The sequence below is a fragment of the Moritella marina ATCC 15381 genome (assembly GCF_008931805.1).
Taxonomy (GTDB): Bacteria; Pseudomonadota; Gammaproteobacteria; order Enterobacterales; family Moritellaceae; genus Moritella; species Moritella marina.
In genome coordinates this window covers 2,853,891-2,879,641 of record NZ_CP044399.1, presented here as the reverse complement: position 1 = coordinate 2,879,641, position 25,751 = coordinate 2,853,891, and the positions used below count along the sequence as shown (strand labels likewise).

The window sequence follows — 25,751 nt, the reverse complement described above, 5'->3', positions numbered from 1 at the left end:
GGTTCATGGAAAAAGACCGAAGCGATGACTTAGGTCTTTTTATTTCTACTACTGAGTTATGCTCATCGTTGGCATTAAGCGAGTCGCTAAGTCATATCATCACACGGTATATTGGGCGATAGCTTGATCTAGGTTCTTAGCTTGGACTGCAACAGAACTGGCTGCTTGTGCGTTCTCATGAGTGATTTGTGAATTTTGGCTGGTGATATCACGAATTGAAGTAACGTTACGGCCAATTTCATCCGAGACCACGGTTTGCTGTTCGACTGCAGTCGCGATCTGGGTACTGGTATCCATGATGAGTTGCATGTCTGTCATAATTTGGCCTATTTTTGACTCCGCACTATCTGCTTGCTGAACACTTAATTCGCCCTGTTCGTGGCAGCGGGTTATGTGCATCACAACTTGGCCTGTTTGATCTTGTAACGTGGCAATGATACTGGTGATTTCTTCTGTTGATTGACGCGTTCTTAAGGCAAGAGATCGAACTTCATCTGCCACAACAGCAAACCCACGACCTTGTTCTCCAGCTCTTGCTGCTTCAATCGCCGCGTTAAGTGCAAGCAGGTTCGTTTGCTCTGCGATTGAGCGGATAACATCAAGCACTGAGCCAATATTATCTGATAGCGTCGATAGGTTGGAGATTTCATCACTCGTTTTAGATAAGTCATCGGATAAGGTGCGAATGCGATCTTTCGTCGCGCTGACTTCTGATAAACCTTCCATAGCACCATTATGACTATTGTCGGCATTACTTGCCGCGCTTTCAGTATTGTTAGCAATTTCGCGGATCGTTGAACCCATTTCAGTGATCGCTGTTGCCACTGCGTCAGTTTCAGCTTGTTGACGACTCACCGCTGTTTCTGAATCAACACTACGACTTTGTAATTCAGTCGAGGCTGAGCCAAGCTCATAGACAGCAGACTGTACATTACTGACAAGCTCACGCAGGTGGGTCAATAGGTAATTAAAGTTACCTGCCATATGCGATAGTTCATCGTTACCTTTTTCATCTGCAACGGCGGTTAAATCATGGCTCTGTGCGATGGTTGCCATTAACTCGCTAAGCGCTTGCATGCGACGTTGGATTGAACTGCTGATTAACCAAGAAAGTGTTAATAAGACCGCGATAACAATTAATACGGCCACGATAATCAGGTTCATGGTTCGTTGTTGTTGCCCTGCAATTTCATCATCAAGTTGTGCGCTAACAGTCTTAAATACTTTTTCGACTTGATGAGAATTTCCGCGCATATCACCACGTAACCCTTCGGTATGGGTATTACCAATAATATTGTATTGGCTAATAATTTCATCCATGGTGTCACGGAATTCGGTATAACGCTCACCAAAATCGAGAGCGAGTTGTTGATCGTAAAGTGCCAGCTTAGCCTGATAGTCAAGGTTGTACTCTGGCTTTCCAAGCAGTGCGAACATTTTTGCTGTTTGTGCAAGGTCGGTCGTGATCAAAAGATTACGATTGTAACGATCGGCTGTTTGCAGCAAACTCGCATAGCGGCTTTCAAGACGTTTTAGCAATCCCTCTTCGACGCTTAGCCCGAGAGTTTGATAATTATTCACCAGAGCTATCATGCTAGTGTCATAGTCTTGCATAGATACCGTTAATGTCGCGACGCTAGGAATACGGATATTAAGCGTCGCTAGTTCATCCTCTAATTGCTTTAATTCGCGTTGGAATAGCGTGTAATTATCTTTAAATTTGTCTAAATATTTAGTGTCATGTCGTAGTAAAAAATCTTTTTCGTTACGACGTAAATTTAATAACGTGACTTCAAGTTTTTTGACATCGGTAGCGGCGTGATTAATTCCCATCACAGTGTTATTAGCAACCCAAGACATACCGACTACGAGTAGTAGTGCACTCACTGAAATACCAGTAAGGCCTAATAATTTATCCCTAATTTTCATATTAACTCTACCTGTCTAATGAACATTGCCAAACCAGTGGCTAGGTCTATATAGTCGGCACTTTCGTTAAGATCTTTAAGGTTATTTAGTTGAAAAATAGTCGATGTTTACTCTGTATCTATAAACAGTTTTAAAATTAAATGCTTAGCTTGAGAAATAAAGTTGCACAAAATAAAACTATTATCAGTATTTATTGATCGTTAAAATAAAAGCGGTTATTTATTACTTATTTGTTGGTAACTATCGTGAGGTGGTTTTGTTCATCATGTGTCGCGCTTGTTTAACGTGATGTTTCAATATTAAATTCAAGTTCAAATAAACAGGTTTCTAAACCTGCAGGTAAATTTAATAACAGCCTATTTTCGTTAAGCTCAAACTCTATTTCTTGAAATTGGATGGCATCAAGAATATTAAGTTGCTCTGCGAATAATAATAACCCAGTTGTTACTAGCACTGTATAATGACATTGCTGTGATGACGTATCATCAGTTTCCATGATGGCTTTAAAGGTTTCTAAAAATAGGATGAGCAGTTGTTCAGTTTCTTTATCACGGTAAGATTCTTTGAGCTGAATTAATTGCCAATAAGTAAGGGTAAATTTATGCTCAAAATTACGTATGTTAATGCACACGCTGTTTTCTTTTTTATTATCACTATTTACAAATCGAGCAACGCTGTCACTTTTAATATCAACTAAAAAGCTGACGTTATTATCCCTACAATTTGATTTTTTAATTGTTTCAAGACTAACACCATCTTCATTTAAAATACTGATATGGTAGTTTAATATTGCTTTTATTAGTTCGTTTTTGCTGATACCGGCCTGTAGCATTTGCTGGTAAGTATCGGTAAGGTGAATACCTGCGATGTCAGATGATTGTTGTTGATATTCATCACTGTCGATAAAAGAGGCGATCACTTGCTTTGAAAATTCAAAGTTAAAACCATTCAAATGAATATACATATCAACTCCTTGTTAGCTATTGGCTAAAGCTGGGAGGAATAACGCAGTTGCTATAAGTATAACGGGTTAAATACGGTTAGGTGGATAGATTAAAAGCGTGTGGTTATCGTTAAGCAATATAAGCAGAGAAAAGTATGGTTTCCTCTGCTTCCAAATTAAGTTAATGCGTTAACATTATTTTAATTTTAGTGGCAGCGTTTCAAATTGAATACCTGACCAGCCTGTACGCATGAAGTAGCGGATGTTAGCGTGGTCATCGCCGTCTGGATTATTTAATACATCGTCACGGTAATAAGTACCGAAACATTCTAGCATTTGTTGCTTAGTAAATTTATTTAAACGGCCTAACGCAAACAATTTGCACGAACCTGTATTTTCAGTTGCTTCGTTAACTAGGTAGCCATTATAAAATTTAGTGGGAGTGAAATCATAGCTTGCATCAATAACAGCGATGACATCTTCGAACTGAGTTGTAGTAGGCTGTGCTGCTAATTTATTTAAAAAATCATTTAACATGGAGTGTCCCATCAATTTAAAGTATTTGCTATCTTCTCTTAATTTATCATAAATGTTAGTTAAATGAGTAATAATTTACCAATTAGTTTTAATGTTGGGCTATTTATACAATATAATTACGATGATATCGTATATATTCTTACCCAATTTGTGATTATTTTGTGATAAATCGAACCGAGTATTTGGTGTATGCTTTACTTAAAATAAGCAGTAACCAAAGGAGCCGTTATGGTAATAGATCCTGTAAAGCAGTTTAGAACAGTTATTAAAGGTAATGTCGAAGGCTTAGAACAGGGTATTGCTTTGCTGAGCGAGATGACAAATGAGCAGTATTGCATGCGTGCTAAGCCTCATATGAATAGTTGTATTGGGGAACATCTACGCCATATTCTCGATTTGTATTATGCGTTACAAGAAAGTGCGGCTATTAGGGTTATTGATTACGATGTGCGACGCCGAGGTGCATTGGTTGAATCTTGTCGCTTAACCGGTTTGGTGGAATTAACCCAGGTTAGAGCATGGTTATTAACATTACAGCCGGATATGATGGATGATAAATTTATGATGTCGACCGAAGTATCCGTTATTAATACAGCGGTGGCACAAGTCGAAACGTCATTAATCCGTGAGCTTATTTTTGTTAGTACGCATGCGATCCATCATTACGCATTAATGGATATTTCGGCTAAGTTATGTGATTTTGGTACCCCGAAAAATATGGGCATTGCCCCCGCGACACTCACGGCATTAAGGAATGATTCATCATGTGCACAGTAAGTTGGTTGTTGGCAAATGATGGCTATCAAGTATTCTTTAACCGAGATGAACAGAAAGGACGTGCACTTGCACACGCACCGAAATATTTTAATGATCTAGGCGTTAAATATTTAATGCCAGTGGACCCTGTCGGTGGTGGCAGCTGGATCGCGATGAACCAAGCGGGTTTATCGATATGTTTGCTGAATTATTATCAACAAAAGCCACCAGGTAAAGAGTTAATCAGCCGTGGTTTATTGGTTAAATCGCTGGTTAGTAATACCTCTCTGCCTAAAATCCGTAGCGCATTAAATAAACTACCGTTGCAACGCTATGCCGCCTTTACATTATTAGTATTCCCAAGCCATCTCACGGCAAAAACAGGCGATGTGTACGCTGTACGTTGGGATGGTTGCGAACTGAGCTCTGTGACCGCCGTATCGCCAATGGTGTCGTCATCTGTTGCGTTAGCTGAAGTGACTAATTACCGAGAAGATCATCACAACTCTATATTATTACAGCATCAAGTTTTATTTTCGGGTGAGGGCTGTAACGATGATCTCGATATCGAGAATGATTCCCAGAATAATACCGACAACAATACCGACAGTCATCGCCATACTAAGAGTGATGGCAAGGTTGATCGTGTCGAAGAGAACATTATAGAATTAACGAATCAACGCTGTCTCGATGATAAAAACAGCTTAGCCTTGACGCGTTTCCATGCTAGCCATGAGCCAACCCCGTCTTATTTATCTGTTTGTATGCATCGTGATGATGCACACACAGTGAGTTTCACCCATCTAATTGCTACCCGTAAGCAACTGAAAATGAATTACGTCTGTGGCTGTCCTTGTTCATCAAAGCAACATCAGTCTTATGCGTTATACCCGCAACGAGAAACGTATGTCGAAGTGGTTTAAACCTGATTGTGGGCATGTCAGTGATGTTAAGCCGTGCTCCTGCAGATAGATAAGCGAGACCACGGCTTTGCTGTTTATACGGAATGTTATAAGGGAATAGAGGTATTGATACGCTTATGTACTTGCTGGTATAACACATACACAGCAATTAAGGGCAAAACAGCCCAATAAATCTGACTCAAGCTAAGTGTTATTAGGCTTGATAAGGCTGATAACCCGGTAAAAAATAGTACTATCCCTAATTGAGAATACAGACTCTTACTGACTAAATAATGGTAGTTCGCTTGCTGTTTGGCTTTATCGTAGAAACGTTTATTGAAGTATAAACGAAACAGCGCGGTAGCAAAGGCAATACTCAATAACCCTAAACCAATCGCGAACCCGCTCCAATCTGCAGATATCCACCCACGCAGTAACCAACCTCCAAGATAAAGCAATGTCGCGACTTGATATAAGCGGTATTGAGGCTGCTTGTCTATCGTATTCTTAATGAAGTAAAAAATAACGGCCAAAGCTAACGAAAGTGCGATCACTGTTAAACTAAATTGGCTGGTATCACTGTTTGTTAGATGATAGATACTCACTACCCATAGGTAGCTTTCAAGGTATAGAAATGGTCCATCAACGAGAAAGACCAGCTTATCACGTAGGCTGATCGCTGTTTTAGGTTGTCTGTGGTCACTGTGCTGATACACAAAAGTCTGGGTCGTGAGTGAGCTTAATGTCATGATACAAAATCCGATACCCGCAATAAGGCTTAAGGCAAAAATAACCCAAGGCTGGCTTTGCATAAAATAGCCGCCGAACAAGATCCCCAGTTTTAAACTCAAGCCTAAAATAAGCTGTAAATTACCAAACAAACGCCCGGTATTATCACTGCCACTGATACTGTTAAATAGTATGCGTTGTAACATCCAATAGCTGCAATTGAATAACCCATTGAGTAAACCGAGTATAATTAAGTGAGTACTTGCTACGTGGAATAGCGCGACATAGATTAGCCCGATTTCTAATACGAAGGACAAAACGACTAAGGTGCGCCAGTAACCACGAGTGAATAATTGATGCCAACCGTATAGGGCTATGACAAACCCAGCACCAGTCCAGGCAATAAACTCTGTCAGTGGCGCTAGGTGTTGGTATTGTTGCCAGATAAGGATGGGCAGGTAGAAGGGTAATAAGCCAATCACAAAACTGTGAATGGCCGAGAATAGCGTGAAGTAGCTAGCAGGCGCTAACTTCGTAAACATCGTGGACATTAGAAAATATCTGCTTGCTGATTCGTCGCAACGCTAATCAATCCTAAGTGTTCAGAAAGGTCATCAGCTTCACCATAGCGTGGGTAGTTGTGCATTTTTAGATAGGGGCGCGAATTTACTTCAAGGAAAATAAGTTTTTGTTCACGGGCATCATGTTCAATACCTTGTTCCATAATCACATCAATGCCTAAGATCTCAGCATCAAATAAATCCAATACCTTAGCAAACAATTTATGGTTATACGCAGGGATAAGATCACGTTGAATAGTTTCAACTACGCCACCGGGTGCTAATGAAATGCGATAAAACAATTCAACTTGCTGTTGGTCTCCGGGCACTGAAGATAAGCTTAAACCTTGTTTAGAAAGATAGTTTACCGTTTGCTGACCTTGAGATATCGGGTTGTTACATGGGTACAACCCCATTTTTTCACGAGTTGCATTTTCTGATTCGATTAACGCACTAATGGTATTGACGCCATCGCCTTTAACAAACGCAGGGTAGCGCTGTAATACCGAAATAACACCAGCTTTGGTGATAACGACACGGTAGTTTTTACCTTGCAAATATTGCTCTACTACCGTTGTTGGCCACCACAATTTAGCCAAGAATATGGCACGCCACAGCTCTTTATTGTTACGGATAGGGAAATGGCTACCACGGGAAAAACCGCTTACATTGGGCTTTATGACCAATGGGAAACCATGTTCTTTAGCAAATTTTATCGCGGTAAACGGATTAAAGAAAATAGTGCCTTGTGCATGGGGAATATCACCAGCTGCAAACTTATCACGCGCTTGTTTTTTTGATCGGCAACCGCGGCGGACCTCGAGGCTGTTATAGTTACTACAGCCATCCATGAATTTGTTACTGATCCATTTGTAAATGAGTTGTTTTATTAGTTTCATCTTGATTCAAAATCCTTGTATTTTGACCCCGTCTGGCGGCGATCAACTTATTAAAAAATATACCTTGCGTTACTTTGGTGCTGTTTAGCTGTTGGGCTAAATGAGCAAGAGAATGCGTGGTTTTATACAGTAACTGGTATTTCTGTAAACGGGTCAAATTATCACTTAATAAACTTAAGGGCATTGGTACATATAAATTAACTTCGACGAGTTTAAATTGTCGTTGTAATAGTGCGCCGAGTGAATCTGCTTTTAAGCTATATCGGGCTATTGTGAAGTCGCCCATGCGGTTAAGTTCTTGCCATAACTGCTGTTGTTCAGCAGTTGATAACTGCTCGGTAATATCTTGGTAGCGCGTATCGTTATTATAAATACCATTTACTGGAAATTTATCGGTGCTGGCGTTAATGACTTGCGTTATCGACATCACTGCAAATTGTCCCGTTTTTATCGGGTGCTTAACAACGAATACTTCAAACTCAATCGCACCAATGGCTGCTTGTTGAATTAAATAGCTCTGAACTTGATAGCTCGAGCTTGCTCTTAATGCTTCAAGTTCTGCGTAGTTGTGAATACAACAGACGCCTGTTGAATTTTGCCCCCACTCTGGCTTTGCAAATACCGGATAGTGGCTAGGCGTAATTTCTGGCTTGTCAATATACTGTTTTAAGCGCCACTCTACAGGCGTTATTGCATCTAAATCTTGCTTGGAGAATATCTTTTTCTGACGATTGAAATAACGTGCGTTCAACTGGAAATAGCGCCACGGAATAGTCAAAAATCGTAAGCAAAATACCATGTAGTGTAATATTAATAAGCCGCGTATAAGCATAGGATCACTCTGCTTTTATCTGTTTTAAGTTAATAGCACATAATTTTAAGTTAATAACACATAATACCAAGCCTAAAATAAGGATAGATACCGCAGCCATAAATAATGAACCACCGTCACTCTTACCTTCATGAAGCACTTCAATACCTAATGGGGTAAAGAGATGGAAGAATACTGCCCCTGCCATTATTCCAGATGACGCTAAACCACCTAGTACGTGTATTTTTGCGCGTAAAGGCGCACTGTTTTGACCTGACATTTTATCTTTTAGCAATAACACTAAAGGACTCAGTAACAATAGGCTTGTCGCTAATTCTGCAGTGCCGACCACAATCGCACCGTATTGCGCAAAAAAATTACCTAAATCAACGGATAACGTTGTTGCCATCCATGAGCCAATGGTGGAAAAAATATGCATGGTATCTGGGTGACCAGAAAATTTATATGGGATTGAAGATAAAAATACTTTGGCAATCCAAGCGACGATAACCCAGCTTGCTATCGTGTAAATACGTTTTTTGGTCAGCATATTAAATGTCCTTTTAATGATGATTTTCGATCGCTCTATGACGACTTTCTCAGTTTAATTCACTTTACTTTAATACGTGTGGCCAGTTTTGATCTGCTTTCTGGATAAAGTTTTGTTTGTCAGTTAACCACTGCTGTTTTATATCGGCATTGTAATTTAAGTAAAGTTTTCCATCTTCGATTGTCCACTGTGTTGGATCTGACGATGCGGTATCATTTTTAGCGACAGCAAAAGCACAGTAACCACCGTATTGTGGGGCGTATTTTTCTGGATCTTGTTTGAATAAAGCAAGGTGTTGGCTATTACTAAAGTACCAATCTTCCCCTCTGTATTCATAACTGAATTTTTTTGACCCTTTAATTGCTTTCGATTGGGTGAAATAAGCAACAGTGTCGTAACCACTTACCGCTTCACTGCTAAAATAACCCGTGTAAATAGGCGCCTTCGCGAAACTATTGAACGAGAATATTAGGCTGCTGATAACTAACAATTTAATAATATATTTCATGTTTATTTATCCTACTGCGTTAAGTTGATCTAGTAAGGTATGTACTAGGTGTTGTATATACTATAGCTGCAATTAGATTTATAATTATCACGAAGTTATCACAATTTAATAGCAAAAAAGTGCATTGTGATAATTTTAACGCTGTTAGCATTTATTTTTTATTGTTTGTCGTTTTTACCAAAGGTAATTTTATGGATTTTTATACATTGGCCTTAGGTCTGTTTATGTTGTGTCATGGTAGCTATATTTTATTAACGCGCGCGAAAGCAAAACATCAAAAAGCGCGTTTAGATTTTATGATCAAAGCATTAGGCCGACCATTTGGTTTTACCATCTATTCACTTATATATGTCATCCTACCAATTATCTTTGGTGCATATATTTCGTACGCAGGTATCAATAATGTGCCCCTAAGCGCATTATTTGCTGGTTAATTTCCTGAGGAACAAACATGTCTGATCAAGAAAAAGCTTATAACGTGAATATGTTGAACCTTGTTAGAGAAGGTTTAACGGCGTTATCTGACGCACAAGCTGAAAAACGCAGCTTGCAAAATCCAGTTTCAGAAACCCATTTTCTGGGTAATTGGATCATCACAGCGCTTAAAGAGAAGCGCTTTGATATCATTTTAGCGGGTGATTTAAACATTTGGTTGCAAGAAAGCCGCACATTAGGGAAAAATGCGAACTTTAAACAACGATTTGAGAAGATTGAACGTGTTTACACACAAATTTGTGAATTGGAATATAAAAATTTAACCCAGTTTATTCTTGAAGATATTTTGACTGAGCTAGATACTGAAGGCTGGTTGATTGAAACTGAAAGTAAGGTGACAGATAAATTTAAATTAAGCTCAAGCGGTGAAAATTCACTGGTCATTTGTGCTGAAGTTTATGATCGTGCGTTCTCTGATACCGATGGTGTTTTAGAGAGCCCTCTTTCAGTGTTTATTCGTCACGGTGACCAGGCATTTATTGATAAAATGTATTCACACGGTTATCTGGTATTTGGTTCAACGAACCGTTCGATTGTAAAACGACATAATCGTTATATCTTACGTCCGTTCAACCATGCTAAAAAATTAGCTATTCTACCGACGCTAGTAGACTAACTTAGCTTGTAATACAGGGATGAGATTGGTTATCCCTGTATTAAGCGTGCTGTTTTCCGACTTCTATACGCACACTTCCAGGGGCTTCTTTTACAGTCGCTTTCTCTGATAATACCGACCTAGCTGGAAATTGTTCTGGTAGTGGCTTTAGCAAACTAAATATTTGTGAAAACATCACTAGCACAAAAGTAATAAACAGATAGAAATGTTGGATTTCAGGTAACGGTAATATCACACTAAATAAAATAAAGATCAGTGCAAATTTACACGCATGGCCGAGGATCATAAACGTATTGGCGCGCATGATATTGGCGGACCCTGTATACAAAAATGATAATCGGGTAAAAATATACTGTGGTACTAAGAAGATCATGCCACCTAACGCTGCAGAGCGGGTAGATTTGTGATCGGTACCAAGGTAAGTCGCTGAAACTATAAATATGACTAACAACAACTGACCTAAAATAAGCTTTAGTGCATAACCTCTGATGGCTAATTCATATGCATTATGTGGCATTTACAGCAGATCCTCCAACGATATTAAATGAATTATACGATTCGTATTTTACCGCTTTCTAGCTAGTTATGCATGGGAAAATTTACTGATGAAGTGTAAATATTTTAAATATCTAGCATAACAATTTATATGCCTCTCGTTTTAGCAGAAAAAAAAGACTAATGCATTGATACAACACAACATGTATTCGTTACGCTAAATCCGTTGTAAGCAAGGCCTGTAGCGTAAAAAGGACTGCTGGTCTAAAAGTCCATGCACTATGTATCGCTGTCGTTTGTAGATAAATCATAACTTGTCTTATTAGGATAAATATATGTCCGGTAAAGATAGTGCTGGCAAGAGTGCATTTTGTTAGCATGAAGGTAATAACTCACGACTATCAAGGAACTGATGAGCATGGACATTGCCTCTAGCTATAACACTTTTACATTAACTGTCGAGAACAGCGTCGCGCATTTACAATTTAGCCGCCCCGAGAAATTGAATTCAATGAACTTAGACTTCTGGCGTGAATTCCCAGCCGCGATCGCAGCACTATCTATGAGTGATGATTTACGTGTTTTAGTTATTTCAGCGCAAGGCCCACATTTCTGCGCGGGGATGGATTTAGAAGTATTCCAAAGCCCTGATAAGTTTCCGATGGGTAAAGACAAAGCCCGTGTTAGTGAGGCTATGCGCCGCTTTGTCATGCAATTACAGCAAGTGTTTACCGATATTGAACAGTTACGTGTACCAGTGCTAACCGCAATTCAAGGTGGCTGTATTGGTGGAGCGTTAGATTTAGTTGCGGCATCAGACATGCGCTATTGCACCAAAGATGCGTTCTTTACCATTAAAGAAGTCGCGTTAGGTATCACTGCCGACCTGGGGACATTACAGCGCTTACCGAGTATTTTACCACAGGGTATTGTCCGTGAACTGGCATACACAGGGCGTAACTTTAGCGCTGCCGAAGCGGATAAATTTGGACTGGTTAATCAGGTGTTTGCAACACAAGAGGCGATGTTGGATGGGGTATTGCAGATCGCAAGTCAAATAGCGGCTCATTCACCATTGGCGGTAACGGGCAGTAAAGAAATGCTTAATTATAGCCGTGACCATGGTGTTGATGACAGTTTGAAATACATGGCCACATGGCAGTCTGGGATGTTGTGTTTAGAAGAAACAATGAAGATCATGCAAGCACAACGTCAGCGTAAAGCGCCCGTGTTAGATCCGTTGCGTAAAGTGACAGGCTTGTTTGCGGAATAACACATCTTGCTTGTTCGAAGACCTGCTCGCAACATGTGTAGGTCTTCGTTATGGACTGAATTATTATCGGCAATGACTGGGAACCATCATAGAAGAGGGTTATAACAAACTGTTAAATAAGTAACCTTCACCCGAGATGGTTATAATTCGATTATTACCAATTACGCTTCTGATTTCTGATATCGCTACCACCACTGAAGAATTGCTGACAACTCGACCTGGCCAACCAATCTCTTTAATATCTTTTTTGCTAAAAATGATGCCTGCATTGTTATATAACACATTAATAATGTTACGTTGTGGCCGAGAGATTATTGTTAGCATTAACCCTGTTTCTGCGTCGAGGACGACCTTGGTTTTTGACGATATTATTTTTCCATCGATCTCAACGACAAACTCTTCTAACAAACTTTTTCGCTCTAATGTGTCATTACCTAGCTGCATAACATTCTCTTGTTTTAATCATTTTTAAAGTTCCCTTATGATAATTACATGCGCGTATGCTTAATACAGTAAATTTACTGACTAAATTATTAAATAATTATTAAACGCGCAGCATTGTGCTGAGTTGTGAGACATTAACTGACCATAAACAATAATATAAAAATCAACTTAAACAACAATAATAAAATTCTGATAAAGCCTCAATAAAACACTGATAAAATAAAGACAGAATTCAGAATATGTATCGTGATGAAAGCGACTGAACAGTAGTCATACTTAAACCTTATATTTAGAGAGACTTATGTTAAGCATTAAAAACAAAACATTATTGTCGTGTTTGATTGTGCAATCAAATACCAGCTTATCAATTACCAATCCTGCCACGGCAGCGGTTATAGGGCACATTGCGACGCAAAGTAAGAGTGAAATTAATAGCATTATTGCTGCTGCAGATATAGCACAGCAACAATGGAAAAAAACTACCGCAAAAGAGCGCGCGGTTATTCTATTACGTTGGCATGATCTGATGATGGAAAATCAGGATGATCTTGCGCGACTGATGACATTAGAGCAGGGCAAACCATTGGCTGAATCAAAAGGTGAAGTGGCTTACGGGGCATCATTTTTAGTTTGGTTTGCTGAAGAAGCGAAACGTGCTTATGGTGAAACGATCCCAACCCCTGTTGCGGGAAGAAGATTAGCAACAATCAAGCAGCCAATTGGTATCGCAACGGCGATCACCCCGTGGAACTTTCCGATTGCGATGATCACGCGTAAAGCGGCACCGGCGTTGGCGGCTGGCTGTGCATTCATTGGTAAACCAGCAAACCAAACGCCACTGTCTGCGCTTGCTGTTGCTGAGTTAGCTTATCAAGCAGGTGTACCGAAGGCGCTTTTACAATTAGTTGTGAACGAATCATCAAGTTTAGTTGGTGAAGTCTTTTGTGAACATGATCGTATTAAAAAACTATCATTTACCGGTTCAACACGTGTTGGTCGTATTTTAATGGCGCAGTGTGCTGAAACGATCAAACGTACATCCATGGAACTCGGTGGTAATGCGCCGTTTATTGTATTTGAAGACGCCGATCTAGACCTTGCTGTTGCAGGTGCTATGGTATCTAAATACCGTAATGCAGGGCAGACGTGTGTATGCGCTAACCGATTCTATATTCATGACAGTGTTTATGATCAATTTGTTGCTAAGCTAACCGCTGAAGTTGCGAAACTACGCGTCGGCAATGGCTTAGAAGATGGCGTAACAGTTGGTCCTGTGATTGATGAAAACGCAAAAAATAATATTAATCGTCTTATTCAAGGGGCTGTGGACCAAGGCGCAACAGTCGCATTTGGCGGGCAAGTACTGAGTGGAGCATATGTTGACCCAACAATCCTGACGGATGTGCGCCATGATATGGATATTATCCAAGAAGAAATTTTTGGCCCTGTGGCGCCGATCGTACGATTTTCTTCAGATGAAGAGTTAATTACCATGGCGAATGATACCATTTATGGCTTAGCCTCTTACTTCTATAGCCAAAATATCAATCGTATTTGGTATGTTGCTGAAGCGCTAGAATATGGCATGGTGGGGATTAACGAAGGATTAATATCTACTGAAGTAGCGCCATTTGGCGGGGTTAAGCAGTCAGGTATTGGTAAAGAAGGTGCTAAAGAGGGATTAGATGAATACCTTGTTCAAAAATACCTTTGTTTTGGTGGGTTAAAGCATTAAGTCGATAATGTAGCTCCCTTGCGTAAAAATGAATACTCAAGGGAATACTCAAGGGACTACACTGGTTAATCGAATACTGAATACTAAGCTGATAAATGTTGCTTATAAAACCCGAGAGCCTGTTCTCGCGCAGTTTTATGGTCGACAATTGGCGGGCAATAGAGTGCCGTTTGTCCCGTATCGTGTAAATATGGATGAGGGAAATGAATTTGTTTGCTGGGTAATGCCGCTAATTCCGGCACAAATTTGCGAATAAACACGCCTTCAGCATCGAAGCTCTTACTTTGAGTTATCGGGTTAAAAATCCGGAAGTAGGGTTGTGCATCACAGCCAGTCCCTGCTGCCCATTGCCAACCACCATTGTTAGCAGAGAAGTCACCATCGATAAGGTGTTGCATAAAGAAGCGCTCGCCACGTCGCCAGTCTACTAATAAGTGCTTGGTTAAAAAGCTTGCCACAACCATGCGTAATCTATTGTGCATCCAACCTGTTTGTAGCAATTGACGCATCGCAGCATCCACTAAAGGATAGCCTGTCTGTCCTTGGCACCAAGCATCAAACAAGGCATTGTCGTTAGGCCATTGTAAATGATTATATTTTTGTTGGTAATTTTGATGCTTGCACAGTTCCGGAAAATGAAACAGTAAATGCTTATAAAAATCTCGCCATGCCAACTCATTGAGCCAACAAAATGCGGATGAGGTAATATCATCGAGTAACGTTGGGAATGTCTGTGTCAGGGCATTAACTAGCGAGCGTGGGCTTATTGCGCCGATGGCCAAATAAGGAGATAAGCCAGATGTCCCTTTTACCCCAGGGTAGTCTCTTAATTGCAGGTAATCCTGGCATTTATTGTCAATAAATTCGGGAATAACTTGTTGTAAAATGATGTCGGATAATGGCCACTTTTTTGAACAAACTTTATCTCCGGCTAATTCGATTTGCTCTGCTGGCTGGTGGGCAGCTGTTACAGGAGGGCTAGCTGGTTCAGGCAAAAACGCTAAATTTAAAGGGTGCTGTCTTAATTTTTTTAACCAAGCATTACGAAAAGGGGTAAATACCTTATACATTTCTTGTTGGCCATTAAGTACTGAGCCTTTTGGCACGATGACATCGGCTTCACTGAGTCGTAACGGCAGGCCATTGGCGATGATTTTTTGGTCGCGACGATGTTCATTGAGTTCGACTTCGCTGTTGGCGTAAATATACTTGATCTGTTGTGCTTGGCAGTATGTGGTTAAACAGTCAATTTGCGAGTCAAAATCAGTCACGGTTAAGCACGTTAGTTCCACGCCGAGTTCAGCGAGCTGATCACGTAATAAATTTAAATGGCGCTGGATAAAATCCAGCTGAATAGGCGCCATGTCATGTTGTAGCCATTGCTCAAGCGGCGCCATGAATAAGGCTTTGGTACAACCTTGTCTTAATGCGTTAGCCAAGGCTGGGTTATCTAATATGCGCAAATCGCTACGAAACCAAATGACACTTTCAGCTTTATTTTCCATTCGTTACTTTCCGCTGGTTATGCAACTTCAACTTATGCCCATCAGTGGCTTTCCCACTAATGGCTATATACTCATTACCGAAAGATCAAATGCCGTATCTCAGTTTTAGCGAATCAGGGTAAGGCGATAGGTATACTTGTGAATTTAAATAGTCATTCGAGTGCTGTTTTAAATAATGATTGATCAGCGTTAATGGCACCAATAATGGCGATAAACCAATGCGGTAATCATCGATATGCTGAGTGAGTTCTGATTTTTGTTCTGCGTTTAAATATGTTTTAAAGTAACCCTGTAAATGGTGAAGGGTATTGGTATGGCTTTTACGGTTTGCCATGTGTTTTAGCCCTGTCATTAGCCCAGTGATATATTTATCCGCCATTTCTTCTAAATTCATATCTGCGTTGCCTAACAATTTACCGACGCTTTTGTATGATGGAGTGTGATGGCTCATTAACAGGTACTTTCTTTCACTGTGGAATTTAATCAGTTTATGTTTTGTTAAACCACTGGCGACAAGCTCTTGCCATAATTTGTAGGTATATACGCGGATAATGAAATTTTCACGTAATCCAGCATCGTTCAATCGGCCATTTTCTTCACAAGGAAGTAGTGGATTTAATTCCATTACCTGTCTTGCAAATAGACCAATACCATCATTTTCACAGCCTTTACCGTGTTCGTAATACACTTTTACCCGTTCCATACCGCAACTTGGACTTTTTTGACAGAATATAAAACCACTCAAGCCGTTAATGTTACGACCTACCGATTGACCATAGTCTGTCAACGCTTGCGTTACGTCACCACTACCATCTGGACGACTTACAGCAATGACATCGCCGTGTTTAATTTGACGTATTGTTGGTCGTGGCGTCGGTAATCCGACAGCCATTTCTGGGCAAAATCCTTTAAACGCCATATGTTTGCTTAATTCATTCATACAGAAGTCTGATTTTTTATGACTCTTATCAAAACGAACCGGTTCGCCTTTAACACAAGCACTGATACCGAGCGTAATTGTTGTTTTTGGTATGATCATAGTGGCCGCCGTTTTCAAAAATTAATTTAAAAATCATTCATGCTGGAACGATTTTATGTTTTATAAGTGTTTTATTTTGTTGCTATAAATAACAATACGAGAGTAATTAAAGAATAGATCACACTAGATTAAAATATTTATTATTTAGTTAACTGGTGATGTTAAGTAAAGTGTAAATCTTTATATTTAGGCGGAATGAGAGAGGGTAGATAAGAGATAAGAGAGAAAGCAACGGGTCACATTGCGTTCCCGTTCCTGATTCTATTATGTGTGGTCTTGAGCTTTATTTTGATAAACGATGATGTTTAGTTTCTAAGTTTAATAATCGTTGCTTTATATCTAAGCCACCCGCGTAACCTGTGAGGCTGCCATTTTTACCAATGACGCGGTGACATGGCACAATTATCGATATTGGATTTTTACTGTTTGCGCCACCCACAGCTTGCGATGCTTTTGGATTACCGATTGCGATAGCCAAGTCTTTATAACTCCATGTCTCGCCATAGGGAATAGTCGTGAGTGCCTGCCATACCTTATTTTGAAATTCAGTGCCATTCGCCGCTAACGGAATAGAAAATTCATGACGCTGACCGTTAAAGTATTCTTGCAGCTGCGTGACTGTAAGTTGCAAAATAGGGTGGTCATCGGCTTGCTTACCAAAATCACTCAGCTGTCTGGCATGGCTTTCATACCAGATACCCAGTAAACCATCATCATTGCCATGCACAGTAACGGTACCTAATAGACTTTCAAACTGCGTGTATACGTTCATTGCATTGTTTCTCTTGAGGTGGTTAAAGTGGTCGACTTTATATTAGCTACGGTCGATACTTGGAATTTGCGACGTTTGCTGCGCTAATGAAAATTCAATTAATTCAAGCATCTTGTCTTGGATCATCGGTAGGCTTCTCGCTTCAACACCAGCGGCTAAAGGTGCATTAAGCGCGGTGCTATAACTGCGGTAGCCTTGCTTTACAGGGATTGACATAGACATAGGAATGCCTTGCGCAACACCACCACCAATTAGCTCTATTACTTGTGCTGTGATCAACACGGTTTTAGGATCGCGTATCGGCTGAAAAATAATACCATTTTCGTCAGAACGCAGCATGATGCCTGATATATCAGGACGCCAGCTCTCATCTAACTGCGCCATGAAACGCCATGCACAATGCCAATCTTGGCACACTGACGGTCTTTTGGTGTAGATCTTACAGCCACCTTTTTCCATCAAATTTTCGCAAACTTGATCCGCAGGCTTTTTAAAATTGTCATCATCAATATGAAGTACAACGCAACACGCGGTGCATTCACCACATTCACGACCAGAAACTAAATGTGACTCGCTGTTTTTACTCAATTCTTTCACCTAAAAATTACAATTTAAAAATTAATCGATATAGCTTATCAGCACACATAAATAAGCGCTGATAACTTAACATTCAATAATACTGCGACCGTCATACTCAAGTGTATACCTTCATCGAGTGGGGACGGACAAATTTAGCTGGATTATACAGGTTTCAACGCGAGGTGAATGTTTAAATCCGTAAAATTACCGTATTTCCTATTCTCGTCAATCCTTATAATTTCTCAACACATAGATTTAAGCTAATTGAGAGAAACCGTATTATGAAAAAAAATATACTTATCATTGGTGCCTCTTCAGGTATTGGCTACGACTTAGCGATTAAACTTTTGCAGGATAATCATCATGTTTACTGCGGTGCTCGCCGACTGCATAAACTCGATAATCTTGCTGTTCTGGGCGCGAAAATACATAAAGTCGATGTCTGTTCAGAAAAAGATCTTACCGATATCGTCGATGCCATGACTAAAGAAGTCGGGCATATTGATATTGTCTATGCCAACGCTGGATTTGCTATTGCTGGTCCAGTAGAAGAAACCTGTATCGAAAAAGTACATCAACAGTTTGATACCAATGTCTATGGCGCGGCAAGGTTAGCGCGTTCTGTATTGCCACACATGCGAGAGCAAGGCGCTGGTCGTATTGTCTTTACTACCTCGATTGCGAGTCGTGTTTCGACTAGTATGAACGCTTGGTATTCAGCCACTAAACACGCATTGAATGGCATGGTTAAAGGTTTAGCGCAGGAAGTTGAAGGCTTTAATATTCAAGTTGTCACGGTTGAACCAGGTTGTGTGCAAACAGAGTTTGACGCTATTCAATTAGCGGATATGAAAAACACCAACACATTAGCTTGTTATAAAGAAGTTGTGCATAAATCCCATGACTTTTTAGACAATGCTTACCGAGCTGGTTCGGACACTAGTTCAACGGTGAACACCTTAATAAAAGCAGGTTTTAGCACTTCACCGCGACTCTGCTACCAAAGCACGCTTGATGCGAAATTAATGTTTTGGGCACAGCGTATTTTTGGGGAAAAACTAATTGGTAAACTGTTTGTTTTGTTGATTAAAAAAACCAAAGTGAATCCGTAATATTACTGATTTTTATGCAGTACTTTGTATCTATCATATAGGTATATTTTTATGACCCATATTGATGGATATTCTGATGAAAAAAACACTCTTAGCATTATTGATTTGTTCGACATACGCCAATGCCAGCGGACTGCTGTTACAAGAAGCGGTTGTTGCTAACGCAGGTACAACAGGTGCCGGTGATGGTGTCTATACCGAAACTGCGACTGCATCTTGGACTAACCCAGCGACGATGACGCATATGGGCGAACAGAAAACCACGGTTAATATGATGGTGCTGGATCTGCAAATGGATTATACCGATAGAGATCGCGATCTTGATGATGGTTACCGTATTCCAAACACAGCACCGACAACAGGTGATGCAAATGCAAAAACAGTGATGCCTTCAATCGGTATATTTCATGTAATGCAAGTGAGTGAAGATATCCATTTAGGTATTAACTTTGGTGCGGTTGGTGGTTCGTCTGTTGACTACGGGACGGATTGGGATGCTTCGGAACATCTAGATACAGCGACAATGACAGCTGTACAGTTAAATCCAATCATGAGTTATAAAATTGATAATAATTGGTCGGTTGGCGTTGGCGCGCAAGTTAGCTACGGCATTATCGAAGTGAGTACGACAGGGTTTGAGACTGATGCCGGTACTGACTGGGCGTTTGGCTATAATGCTGGCGCTATGTACAAAGCGGAAAAATGGGCTGTCGGTTTAAGCTACCGTTCAAAAGTAGAATTTGAGTTTGATGATATTAATGCGGATTTAATCGCTGCAGATCCTGACAATTCAAGACCATCATCTTTTACCGTCGGCACTGAGTTACTTGCTCCTGCAATTATAGATTTAAGCGGCAGTTATGATGTTAATGGACAGCTAACGTTACTGTCTTCTGTGCAATTCCACCAGTGGAGTGATTTTAGTGGCACACCAGTTTATAACGAGCAAGTTGAAGGTCTTGAGATTGATCGTGATTGGGATGATGTGTGGAAATTCGCAGTAGGTGCTGACTACCAGTTAAACGCTGAGTGGGCATTAAAAGCTGGTTTCTCTTATGAAACGTCTCCGCAAGATGATCCAACGAAACAGTGGGTTGATTTACCTGTTGGTGAACAGTATCGCTACTCTGTCGGTGCCACTACATACTGGAATGATACCCGTATCGATATGTTCTATGAGTATGCAGACTTAGGTTCTGTTGATATTACGAAAGAAGGTGCCAACGTAACTGGTACGTTCGACGGCAAGATCCACTTTGTCGGTGCTAACGTAACATTCTAAATGCCCTGTAATGTAAGCACTATTATATAAGCAGTTTCATATAGGGAATAGACTATGTTTTTTACTCGTAATTTAAAGCCGTTTCTTGTTATCGGTGGTTTAATCACAATGTTCGCGGGTGTCTATGCGATCAACCCTGAATTAGCATTGCTTAAAATGAATAACCTGCCGTATGACGACAACTATGTGTTCCTATTTAGACATTGGGGCATCATGGTTGGTTTGATGGGGTTCTTTATCACGTTATCTGCGTTTATTGTCGAGTGGCGTGGTTCAATAATGCTTTACTCGTTTATTGAAAAATTATTCATGGTGTATTTATTCATGTCGAATTTTTTCAATCCAGAAACGGCGCATTTAAATGTAGACTTCATTTCTTTTGCTATCACAGATGTGACGATTTGTGTTTATACACTCGGCTATTGGTATGAACAATACCGTAATAAGCAGAAGCTGTAATGGCATGATGAGATAGGTGGGGGATAGTGATGGGGTGTGTTATTGTCACAAAATTTCCCACCTACATTCGAATATTTAGACATATTATATCGGTTGCGCGAATATGAATTATTCTGAAATGTGTGCTAGCAGCGATCAATGACTTTGGTTTACATGACAACATGTAGTATAAAGTTCGTTGATTACTATTTTACACAAGGATGTTTATGTTTAATTCCACGTTGAAGCGTATTTTTATTATCGTAACGATTTTCTTCACCTTGAGTGCTTGCTCGACACGAGAGAGTGCTGATCAATATCGTGGTTCTACTAGCCAGAGACTACTGACCTACAGTATTAACGAATTAGTGTCAGACCTGCCAGATAATAGCTTTGCTGAATTTGGTACACAATCCATCTATGTTCGCACACACTTTATTAGTAAAACTCAAGCCCTTGTTTATGCTGAGCAGCGTTTGAAAATGGAACTAGCTAGTCGTTTCAAGTTGAATCTAGTCGATTCGGCAGCAGACGCTGATATTGAATTTGATTTCTTTTTCACGTCTTTAGGGACTGACCAAGATGTATATGGTTTAAGTGTGCCGGTATTTTGGGTGAGTACTGATGGGGAAATGCCGTCATTGGATATCCTTGCCGTTCGCATGTATCACGGCGTAAGTGAAATGTACTACTTCATTAAAGATAAAAAGACAGGTGTAACCACAGCGCATGATGGTAGCATCGCCCGATCTCGCAGTGATAAATTCTCAACGCCTTTCTTTAGCTTTCCAATTGATAGTTTAGAAGAAAAGTCACTGTTGGATTAAATAATATGAAGGTGTAGATGTGGGTATAGGTATAGGTATAGGGGGCTTGTTATCGTATAAGGTTAGCAAGTAGCTGACATAACTGCCGTGCGATACGGTACATGTTCAGCTCTCCATACGGAGAGTTTTAACTTCTTTTTGTAGCGCTAATAACTCAGATCGCTCATCAGTATTTACGGTTTAATTTATCTGCAAATACACAGCGTTTTAAACAAGCTTACAAAGAATACCAAACAGCCCCATTCGAAGTTGGCCAAGAGAGAGCAAAGGAATTCCTATTCCCACTTTTACACGAATCGCAATTGATCATTTTTGGATAAGAAACTCAGGGAACCCTCGTGGTTTATCTGTAAGCGTGAAGCATTACCTCAGTTTGCAGGTTTAGATCATAGTGCAGTGGTGACTTATTTAAGCAAAAAAGACTAAGAACTAAGAAACAATTTATTATTTTTAAATACGCAACCAACACCATTTAGTTGAGCTAAAGTGGCATTGTCTTCTGCATCAGACCAAATGGATTCGATAGTAGAAAACTTAGTAATCTCCGTAATACCAGCACTGAGTGTCATAAACTCATCATGGTTTCTCATCAAGAAAGGTGCATTTGAAATAGACGCCATTATATCGCTGGTCTGTTGATGTTCATGATAACTAGACTCTGCCATATAGTGAGTAGAAATAAGCATCACAAACCGACCTGAACCTAAGTGGTACAAGCACTCTTTATCTACTGTATTAAACAATCGCTCTGCCATCTCTTTAATCATCTTATCGCTTTCTTGATAGCAATACTTTTTTGTGTAATGACTTAAATCATCGATATTAAACATTACAAATGTACTGTAGCGATCGCTATGTTCATTCATTTCTTTAATTAAAGAGTTTCGGCTTAGTGCGCCAGTTAACGGATCATAAGCACCCAAATATTGAATATAATCTTGAGCGGCTTCTCTTTCCATTTCAAACTTACGACTAATGACGGTTATAACTAAGTAAGTACAAATAAAATTAATTACAGATAATAAAAACTGATTTTTGTCATGGAGAGCAATTTCAAATAATAATGAACCAATCTGGATAAATAAGAACAAAATTGAGTAGATAAAAGCGTTAGAACAACCAAGTAGCAAATAGAATAAAATTGGCGCGGCTGTTGACCAAATATATACCCCTTCATCAATTGGTTTCACTATTTCACCAAAAAACATAATGAAGGTAATAATGAATACGTGAATATAAGTATGAAAGGCGATGTTTTTATCATTACGAATATCATAAAGAGAATACAAAGCGACAATAAAATACAAAGACTCAATGAAAGCCAATAGATAAGACTTATTATCAAAGTAAAAAGCATTACCTACCGCTAATGGAAGGGCAACAATGGCTAAACCAGTACAAAGTCCTTTTAGAACCTGTTTTCTTATTACATCATTTGAGTTCATCATTTTATTAACTTAAACCAACCTTTTTAGTCACCTTATTGTAATCTCCGTGCAAGTCTACATTATGCTTGATGTTTTTCAATACATAAGTCCCTGTTTTACGTTTACACTCTCAACCTGGGGTCTTACGCCAGATTTGCAATACCCGGTATTCTCACTAAAAGATGAAGAGTAATCGATGTCTGCACTATAATTGACAATGCCTTGGTATTAAGTAAATATACATCAAATAAAAAATGGCTTTATTTTCTATACTCAATATATAATTGCCCGAAATTTATTAACGAGGTTAATCATTTGAGCAAAGGTAAAATACTTATTATTGAAGATGACTCTGAGATTTGTCGTCTTACCCAAATGTATTTGGAAGCCGAGCAATATCACTCTTGCATTGTTGAAGATGGCTTAGCTGCAATAGATGCAATAAAAGAATATCAACCTGATTTAATATTATTAGATCTCATGCTGCCGGGAATGAGTGGTGCTGATATTTGCCGTGAAGCTAGATTATTTTATAACGGTATGATCTTAATTCTTACCGCCTCTGATGACGAAATGAGTGAAGTCAGTTTATTTAAGTTTGGGGCCGATGATTATGTCACTAAACCAATTCGAGGTCATGTATTACTCGCTCGCATTGAAGCCTTACTCAGGCGCTCTCGCCTTTCTGCTGAGCCAGTACAAACAGAAACCCGAAACACAGACATTACCATAGATACTCAGACTCAAACTGCCTGGTACAAGCAAGCTGACCTACAACTAACTAACGCTGAGTTTGAGATATTACATGTACTTATCGACAATGTTGGCCAAGTCGTAACAAGAGAAGAATGTTGCAAAGTATTCAGAGGTATTGATTATGAATTCAATGACCGCTCTATTGATATGCGTGTATCTGGATTACGAAAAAAACTCATTTCACATAACTCACCAAACAACCTAATTCGAACCATTCGCAATAAAGGATATGTGCTTGTTTCCCTTTAAATCTCTGCCCTCTATGTTTGCGAGGCTGTATTTTGGCCTCACAGTGTCATTAATTGCTACCTTGTATCTCTTTTTTATTTTCAGCGAAAGCTACATTAGAAAGTATGATGTAGAGATGTTTTTAAGAGACGGTCGGTATTTTTTAGAACAATACGTCGAGCAAAAAGGAACCGAAAATTCACTATATAAAGAATTAGAGACGACACAGAAAGAAACCTTTTATATTTTTAAATTAGAATTGCTGTCTCAGTGGGATGGTTCATTACCTTGTGATAATTGCGAGAAGATATTTACGATTGATTCAATTCCTGTCTACTTAAACAATAATAATTTATATATTGCCGTCTTCCCTATTCCCAACACTAATAACCATTTTGTATTTATAGAGCATGGAGAGTTCTTTTCTCATGATGTCCCTTGGTATCAAAACCCAACGGTTCTTTTTATTTTAGCCCTCACCAGTTGTGTGATTTTCGTTCTTTGTATAGCAATCTACTTACCACTGCGACAATTACAAAAACAAACTAACAGCTTTCAACAAACCCAAATGAAGTTTGGTAATGGAAAGCTGGCAGAAAGAGCAAATGAAAAACTTCCTGCACCTGTGGGTCATCTAGCAAAAAGCTTTAATAAAATGGCTAATGAGATTGAAAATCGTGTTATCCAAAGCCAAATATTTGCTCAAGCTATTCCACATGAGGTTCGTACCCCGCTAAGCAGAATTCAATTGGTAAACGATATTCTGCGTATGAAAAGCCAACCTGCTGAGGCCGATTTACATGATGATATCGATCTATATATTGAAGATATTAATAATCTAACTACCAGCATTATTATGTTATCTAAACTGACTTCGATGGAGTCATCTTTCTATGAAACTCATCGTTCAAACCTTAATCTAACCACTTTCATTCCATTAAGAATTTCAGCTCACCCCCATAAAAAGATCAACATTGTCACTCAAATTGCAGAAAATATAGTCGTTCGATGTGATAGTACAATGGCAAGATTAGTAGTCGATAATTTGATTAAAAATGCCATAAAATACACGCATTCTTCCGTTAAAATAAGCTTAATTGATCATGGCACTTATCTTGAATTGTCTGTTGAAGATGATGGTTCAGGGATCCATGAGTCAAAGCGAAAAGAAGTCTTTATGCCTTTTGCTCGATTAGATAAAAGCAGAAACAGTAAAACTGGTGGATTTGGACTAGGGTTAGCCATTACTCATGCCGCTATCACGCGATTAGAGTGGGCAATAGATATTACACACAGCAATATGAGTGGAGCAAACTTTACCGTAATCATTCCTAAGCCATCGAATATAGATTGATATCATCGTAATACCATTATTAAATAGGAGTACACATTTGGGATGCACTAAAGGTACCACTATGAAACTTTCGTTCAGCAAGGGGATGGGAGTGATTTGTAAGCTCTAATCTAACTGAATGTCGAATGTCGAATGTCGGTTTTTGGCTCGTCCTTGCCCTGTAAATTTACTGCACCACTACAATCTGCTTACTTCTGCTTACCTCTGCTTACAAACAAAATAAATAAATACGTTATATTAGTAGCTTAAT

27 protein-coding genes are annotated in these 25,751 nt (G+C 39.5%); 12 read left to right on the top strand and 15 right to left on the bottom strand.

The window, feature by feature from the left end; all coding sequences use genetic code 11:
• Positions 1-99: 99 nt before the first annotated feature.
• The 3 genes from FR932_RS12840 to FR932_RS12830 form a co-directional block, all read right to left on the bottom strand.
• The gene (locus FR932_RS12840) at positions 100-1,929 is read right to left on the bottom strand and encodes a methyl-accepting chemotaxis protein (RefSeq protein WP_019439504.1); all 1,830 of its coding nucleotides are present in this window, start codon (positions 1,927-1,929) and stop codon (positions 100-102) included.
• Positions 1,930-2,209: 280 nt separating this feature from the next.
• Positions 2,210-2,893, bottom strand: coding sequence for a hypothetical protein (locus FR932_RS12835; RefSeq protein ID WP_019439503.1), 684 nt, complete (start codon positions 2,891-2,893; stop codon positions 2,210-2,212).
• Between the two features lie 174 nt (positions 2,894-3,067).
• The gene (locus FR932_RS12830) at positions 3,068-3,409 is read right to left on the bottom strand and encodes a HopJ type III effector protein (protein ID WP_019439502.1); all 342 of its coding nucleotides are present in this window, start codon (positions 3,407-3,409) and stop codon (positions 3,068-3,070) included.
• Between the two features lie 228 nt (positions 3,410-3,637).
• Between FR932_RS12830 and FR932_RS12825 the strand changes: the two genes are divergently transcribed.
• Together FR932_RS12825 and FR932_RS12820 are read left to right on the top strand one after the other, a co-directional pair.
• On the top strand, positions 3,638-4,186 hold the full coding sequence (locus tag FR932_RS12825) for a DinB family protein (RefSeq protein WP_019439501.1): 549 nt from the start codon (positions 3,638-3,640) through the stop codon (positions 4,184-4,186).
• On the top strand, positions 4,174-5,088 hold the full coding sequence (locus FR932_RS12820) for an NRDE family protein (RefSeq protein WP_019439500.1): 915 nt from the start codon (positions 4,174-4,176) through the stop codon (positions 5,086-5,088). The genes FR932_RS12825 and FR932_RS12820 overlap by 13 nt, the downstream gene beginning before the upstream one ends.
• Before the next feature lie 86 nt (positions 5,089-5,174).
• Here the strand turns inward: FR932_RS12820 and FR932_RS12815 are convergent, their stop codons facing one another.
• The 5 genes from FR932_RS12815 to FR932_RS12795 all read right to left on the bottom strand — a co-directional run bounded on the left by FR932_RS12815 (position 5,175) and on the right by FR932_RS12795 (position 9,124).
• A complete protein-coding gene (locus tag FR932_RS12815) occupies positions 5,175-6,347 on the bottom strand; it encodes a hypothetical protein (RefSeq protein ID WP_019439499.1) in 1,173 nt (390 codons plus the stop codon).
• On the bottom strand, positions 6,347-7,255 hold the full coding sequence (locus FR932_RS12810) for a cyanophycin synthetase (protein WP_019439498.1): 909 nt from the start codon (positions 7,253-7,255) through the stop codon (positions 6,347-6,349). Before FR932_RS12810 ends, FR932_RS12815 begins: the two co-directional genes overlap by 1 nt.
• Complete coding sequence (locus FR932_RS12805; protein ID WP_019439497.1) at positions 7,215-8,087, bottom strand: D-alanine--D-alanine ligase family protein; 873 nt, start codon at positions 8,085-8,087, stop codon at positions 7,215-7,217. The genes FR932_RS12810 and FR932_RS12805 overlap by 41 nt, the downstream gene beginning before the upstream one ends.
• Before the next feature lie 4 nt (positions 8,088-8,091).
• Positions 8,092-8,616, bottom strand: a complete 525-nt coding sequence (locus FR932_RS12800; protein WP_019439496.1) for a hypothetical protein — start codon at positions 8,614-8,616, stop codon at positions 8,092-8,094.
• Positions 8,617-8,680: 64 nt separating this feature from the next.
• On the bottom strand, positions 8,681-9,124 hold the full coding sequence (locus FR932_RS12795) for a YHS domain-containing (seleno)protein (RefSeq protein WP_019439495.1): 444 nt from the start codon (positions 9,122-9,124) through the stop codon (positions 8,681-8,683).
• Between the two features lie 191 nt (positions 9,125-9,315).
• Here FR932_RS12795 and FR932_RS12790 point away from each other — a divergent pair, with 191 nt between their 5' ends.
• On the top strand, positions 9,316-9,558 hold the full coding sequence (locus tag FR932_RS12790) for a hypothetical protein (protein WP_019628822.1): 243 nt from the start codon (positions 9,316-9,318) through the stop codon (positions 9,556-9,558).
• A gap of 17 nt (positions 9,559-9,575) precedes the next feature.
• Entirely contained in the window at positions 9,576-10,235 is a 660-nt protein-coding gene (locus tag FR932_RS12785; RefSeq protein ID WP_019439493.1) for a DUF2913 family protein, read from the top strand.
• Between the two features lie 40 nt (positions 10,236-10,275).
• On the opposite strand, the gene FR932_RS12780 is transcribed toward FR932_RS12785, so the two are convergent.
• Positions 10,276-10,752: an ATP synthase subunit I gene (locus FR932_RS12780; RefSeq protein WP_019439492.1), complete on the bottom strand. Its 477-nt coding sequence runs from the start codon at positions 10,750-10,752 to the stop codon at positions 10,276-10,278.
• 396 nt (positions 10,753-11,148) lie between these two features.
• Here FR932_RS12780 and FR932_RS12775 point away from each other — a divergent pair, with 396 nt between their 5' ends.
• Positions 11,149-12,003 carry a crotonase/enoyl-CoA hydratase family protein gene (locus FR932_RS12775; protein ID WP_019439491.1) on the top strand — a complete coding sequence of 285 codons (855 nt, stop codon included), beginning with the start codon at positions 11,149-11,151 and terminating at the stop codon, positions 12,001-12,003.
• A 99-nt stretch (positions 12,004-12,102) separates the two neighbouring features.
• Here the strand turns inward: FR932_RS12775 and FR932_RS12770 are convergent, their stop codons facing one another.
• A complete protein-coding gene (locus FR932_RS12770; RefSeq protein WP_019439490.1) occupies positions 12,103-12,447 on the bottom strand; it encodes a winged helix-turn-helix domain-containing protein in 345 nt (114 codons plus the stop codon).
• A gap of 301 nt (positions 12,448-12,748) precedes the next feature.
• Between FR932_RS12770 and FR932_RS12765 the strand changes: the two genes are divergently transcribed.
• The gene (locus FR932_RS12765) at positions 12,749-14,182 is read left to right on the top strand and encodes an NAD-dependent succinate-semialdehyde dehydrogenase (RefSeq protein WP_019439489.1); all 1,434 of its coding nucleotides are present in this window, start codon (positions 12,749-12,751) and stop codon (positions 14,180-14,182) included.
• An 83-nt stretch (positions 14,183-14,265) separates the two neighbouring features.
• On the opposite strand, the gene phrB is transcribed toward FR932_RS12765, so the two are convergent.
• From phrB to FR932_RS12745, 4 genes are all read right to left on the bottom strand, one after another.
• On the bottom strand, positions 14,266-15,687 hold the full coding sequence (gene phrB / locus FR932_RS12760) for a deoxyribodipyrimidine photo-lyase (RefSeq protein ID WP_019439488.1): 1,422 nt from the start codon (positions 15,685-15,687) through the stop codon (positions 14,266-14,268).
• Positions 15,688-15,772: 85 nt separating this feature from the next.
• Positions 15,773-16,726: a YbgA family protein gene (locus FR932_RS12755; RefSeq protein WP_019439487.1), complete on the bottom strand. Its 954-nt coding sequence runs from the start codon at positions 16,724-16,726 to the stop codon at positions 15,773-15,775.
• Positions 16,727-17,009: 283 nt separating this feature from the next.
• Complete coding sequence (locus tag FR932_RS12750; RefSeq protein ID WP_019439486.1) at positions 17,010-17,498, bottom strand: methylated-DNA--[protein]-cysteine S-methyltransferase; 489 nt, start codon at positions 17,496-17,498, stop codon at positions 17,010-17,012.
• Positions 17,499-17,540: 42 nt separating this feature from the next.
• Complete coding sequence (locus FR932_RS12745) at positions 17,541-18,095, bottom strand: hypothetical protein (RefSeq protein ID WP_240532322.1); 555 nt, start codon at positions 18,093-18,095, stop codon at positions 17,541-17,543.
• Positions 18,096-18,358: 263 nt separating this feature from the next.
• On the opposite strand from FR932_RS12745, the gene FR932_RS12740 reads away from it, so the two are divergent.
• The 4 genes from FR932_RS12740 to FR932_RS12725 all read left to right on the top strand — a co-directional run bounded on the left by FR932_RS12740 (position 18,359) and on the right by FR932_RS12725 (position 21,736).
• Positions 18,359-19,189 carry an SDR family NAD(P)-dependent oxidoreductase gene (locus FR932_RS12740; protein WP_019439484.1) on the top strand — a complete coding sequence of 277 codons (831 nt, stop codon included), beginning with the start codon at positions 18,359-18,361 and terminating at the stop codon, positions 19,187-19,189.
• Between the two features lie 76 nt (positions 19,190-19,265).
• Positions 19,266-20,471, top strand: a complete 1,206-nt coding sequence (locus FR932_RS12735) for an OmpP1/FadL family transporter (RefSeq protein ID WP_019439483.1) — start codon at positions 19,266-19,268, stop codon at positions 20,469-20,471.
• Between the two features lie 54 nt (positions 20,472-20,525).
• On the top strand, positions 20,526-20,930 hold the full coding sequence (locus FR932_RS12730; protein WP_019439482.1) for a hypothetical protein: 405 nt from the start codon (positions 20,526-20,528) through the stop codon (positions 20,928-20,930).
• 206 nt (positions 20,931-21,136) lie between these two features.
• Positions 21,137-21,736, top strand: a complete 600-nt coding sequence (locus FR932_RS12725; protein ID WP_019439481.1) for a hypothetical protein — start codon at positions 21,137-21,139, stop codon at positions 21,734-21,736.
• 422 nt (positions 21,737-22,158) lie between these two features.
• On the opposite strand, the gene FR932_RS12715 is transcribed toward FR932_RS12725, so the two are convergent.
• Positions 22,159-23,184, bottom strand: a complete 1,026-nt coding sequence (locus FR932_RS12715) for a GGDEF domain-containing protein (RefSeq protein ID WP_019439480.1) — start codon at positions 23,182-23,184, stop codon at positions 22,159-22,161.
• 294 nt (positions 23,185-23,478) lie between these two features.
• On the opposite strand from FR932_RS12715, the gene FR932_RS12710 reads away from it, so the two are divergent.
• The gene (locus FR932_RS12710) at positions 23,479-24,168 is read left to right on the top strand and encodes a response regulator transcription factor (protein WP_019439479.1); all 690 of its coding nucleotides are present in this window, start codon (positions 23,479-23,481) and stop codon (positions 24,166-24,168) included.
• Positions 24,169-24,211: 43 nt separating this feature from the next.
• Positions 24,212-25,501, top strand: coding sequence for an ATP-binding protein (locus FR932_RS12705; protein ID WP_240532321.1), 1,290 nt, complete (start codon positions 24,212-24,214; stop codon positions 25,499-25,501).
• Positions 25,502-25,751 lie beyond the last annotated feature (250 nt).

Coding starts and splice junctions, on each gene's coding strand:
- FR932_RS12840 (WP_019439504.1), bottom strand. CDS start 1,929: ATGAAAATTAGGGATAAATTATTAGGCCTTACTGGTATTTCAGTGAGT.
- FR932_RS12835 (WP_019439503.1), bottom strand. CDS start 2,893: ATGTATATTCATTTGAATGGTTTTAACTTTGAATTTTCAAAGCAAGTG.
- FR932_RS12830 (WP_019439502.1), bottom strand. CDS start 3,409: ATGTTAAATGATTTTTTAAATAAATTAGCAGCACAGCCTACTACAACT.
- FR932_RS12825 (WP_019439501.1), top strand. CDS start 3,638: ATGGTAATAGATCCTGTAAAGCAGTTTAGAACAGTTATTAAAGGTAAT.
- FR932_RS12820 (WP_019439500.1), top strand. CDS start 4,174: ATGTGCACAGTAAGTTGGTTGTTGGCAAATGATGGCTATCAAGTATTC.
- FR932_RS12815 (WP_019439499.1), bottom strand. CDS start 6,347: ATGTCCACGATGTTTACGAAGTTAGCGCCTGCTAGCTACTTCACGCTA.
- FR932_RS12810 (WP_019439498.1), bottom strand. CDS start 7,255: ATGAAACTAATAAAACAACTCATTTACAAATGGATCAGTAACAAATTC.
- FR932_RS12805 (WP_019439497.1), bottom strand. CDS start 8,087: ATGCTTATACGCGGCTTATTAATATTACACTACATGGTATTTTGCTTA.
- FR932_RS12800 (WP_019439496.1), bottom strand. CDS start 8,616: ATGCTGACCAAAAAACGTATTTACACGATAGCAAGCTGGGTTATCGTC.
- FR932_RS12795 (WP_019439495.1), bottom strand. CDS start 9,124: ATGAAATATATTATTAAATTGTTAGTTATCAGCAGCCTAATATTCTCG.
- FR932_RS12790 (WP_019628822.1), top strand. CDS start 9,316: ATGGATTTTTATACATTGGCCTTAGGTCTGTTTATGTTGTGTCATGGT.
- FR932_RS12785 (WP_019439493.1), top strand. CDS start 9,576: ATGTCTGATCAAGAAAAAGCTTATAACGTGAATATGTTGAACCTTGTT.
- FR932_RS12780 (WP_019439492.1), bottom strand. CDS start 10,752: ATGCCACATAATGCATATGAATTAGCCATCAGAGGTTATGCACTAAAG.
- FR932_RS12775 (WP_019439491.1), top strand. CDS start 11,149: ATGGACATTGCCTCTAGCTATAACACTTTTACATTAACTGTCGAGAAC.
- FR932_RS12770 (WP_019439490.1), bottom strand. CDS start 12,447: ATGCAGCTAGGTAATGACACATTAGAGCGAAAAAGTTTGTTAGAAGAG.
- FR932_RS12765 (WP_019439489.1), top strand. CDS start 12,749: ATGTTAAGCATTAAAAACAAAACATTATTGTCGTGTTTGATTGTGCAA.
- phrB (WP_019439488.1), bottom strand. CDS start 15,687: ATGGAAAATAAAGCTGAAAGTGTCATTTGGTTTCGTAGCGATTTGCGC.
- FR932_RS12755 (WP_019439487.1), bottom strand. CDS start 16,726: ATGATCATACCAAAAACAACAATTACGCTCGGTATCAGTGCTTGTGTT.
- FR932_RS12750 (WP_019439486.1), bottom strand. CDS start 17,498: ATGAACGTATACACGCAGTTTGAAAGTCTATTAGGTACCGTTACTGTG.
- FR932_RS12740 (WP_019439484.1), top strand. CDS start 18,359: ATGAAAAAAAATATACTTATCATTGGTGCCTCTTCAGGTATTGGCTAC.
- FR932_RS12735 (WP_019439483.1), top strand. CDS start 19,266: ATGAAAAAAACACTCTTAGCATTATTGATTTGTTCGACATACGCCAAT.
- FR932_RS12730 (WP_019439482.1), top strand. CDS start 20,526: ATGTTTTTTACTCGTAATTTAAAGCCGTTTCTTGTTATCGGTGGTTTA.
- FR932_RS12725 (WP_019439481.1), top strand. CDS start 21,137: ATGTTTAATTCCACGTTGAAGCGTATTTTTATTATCGTAACGATTTTC.
- FR932_RS12715 (WP_019439480.1), bottom strand. CDS start 23,184: ATGATGAACTCAAATGATGTAATAAGAAAACAGGTTCTAAAAGGACTT.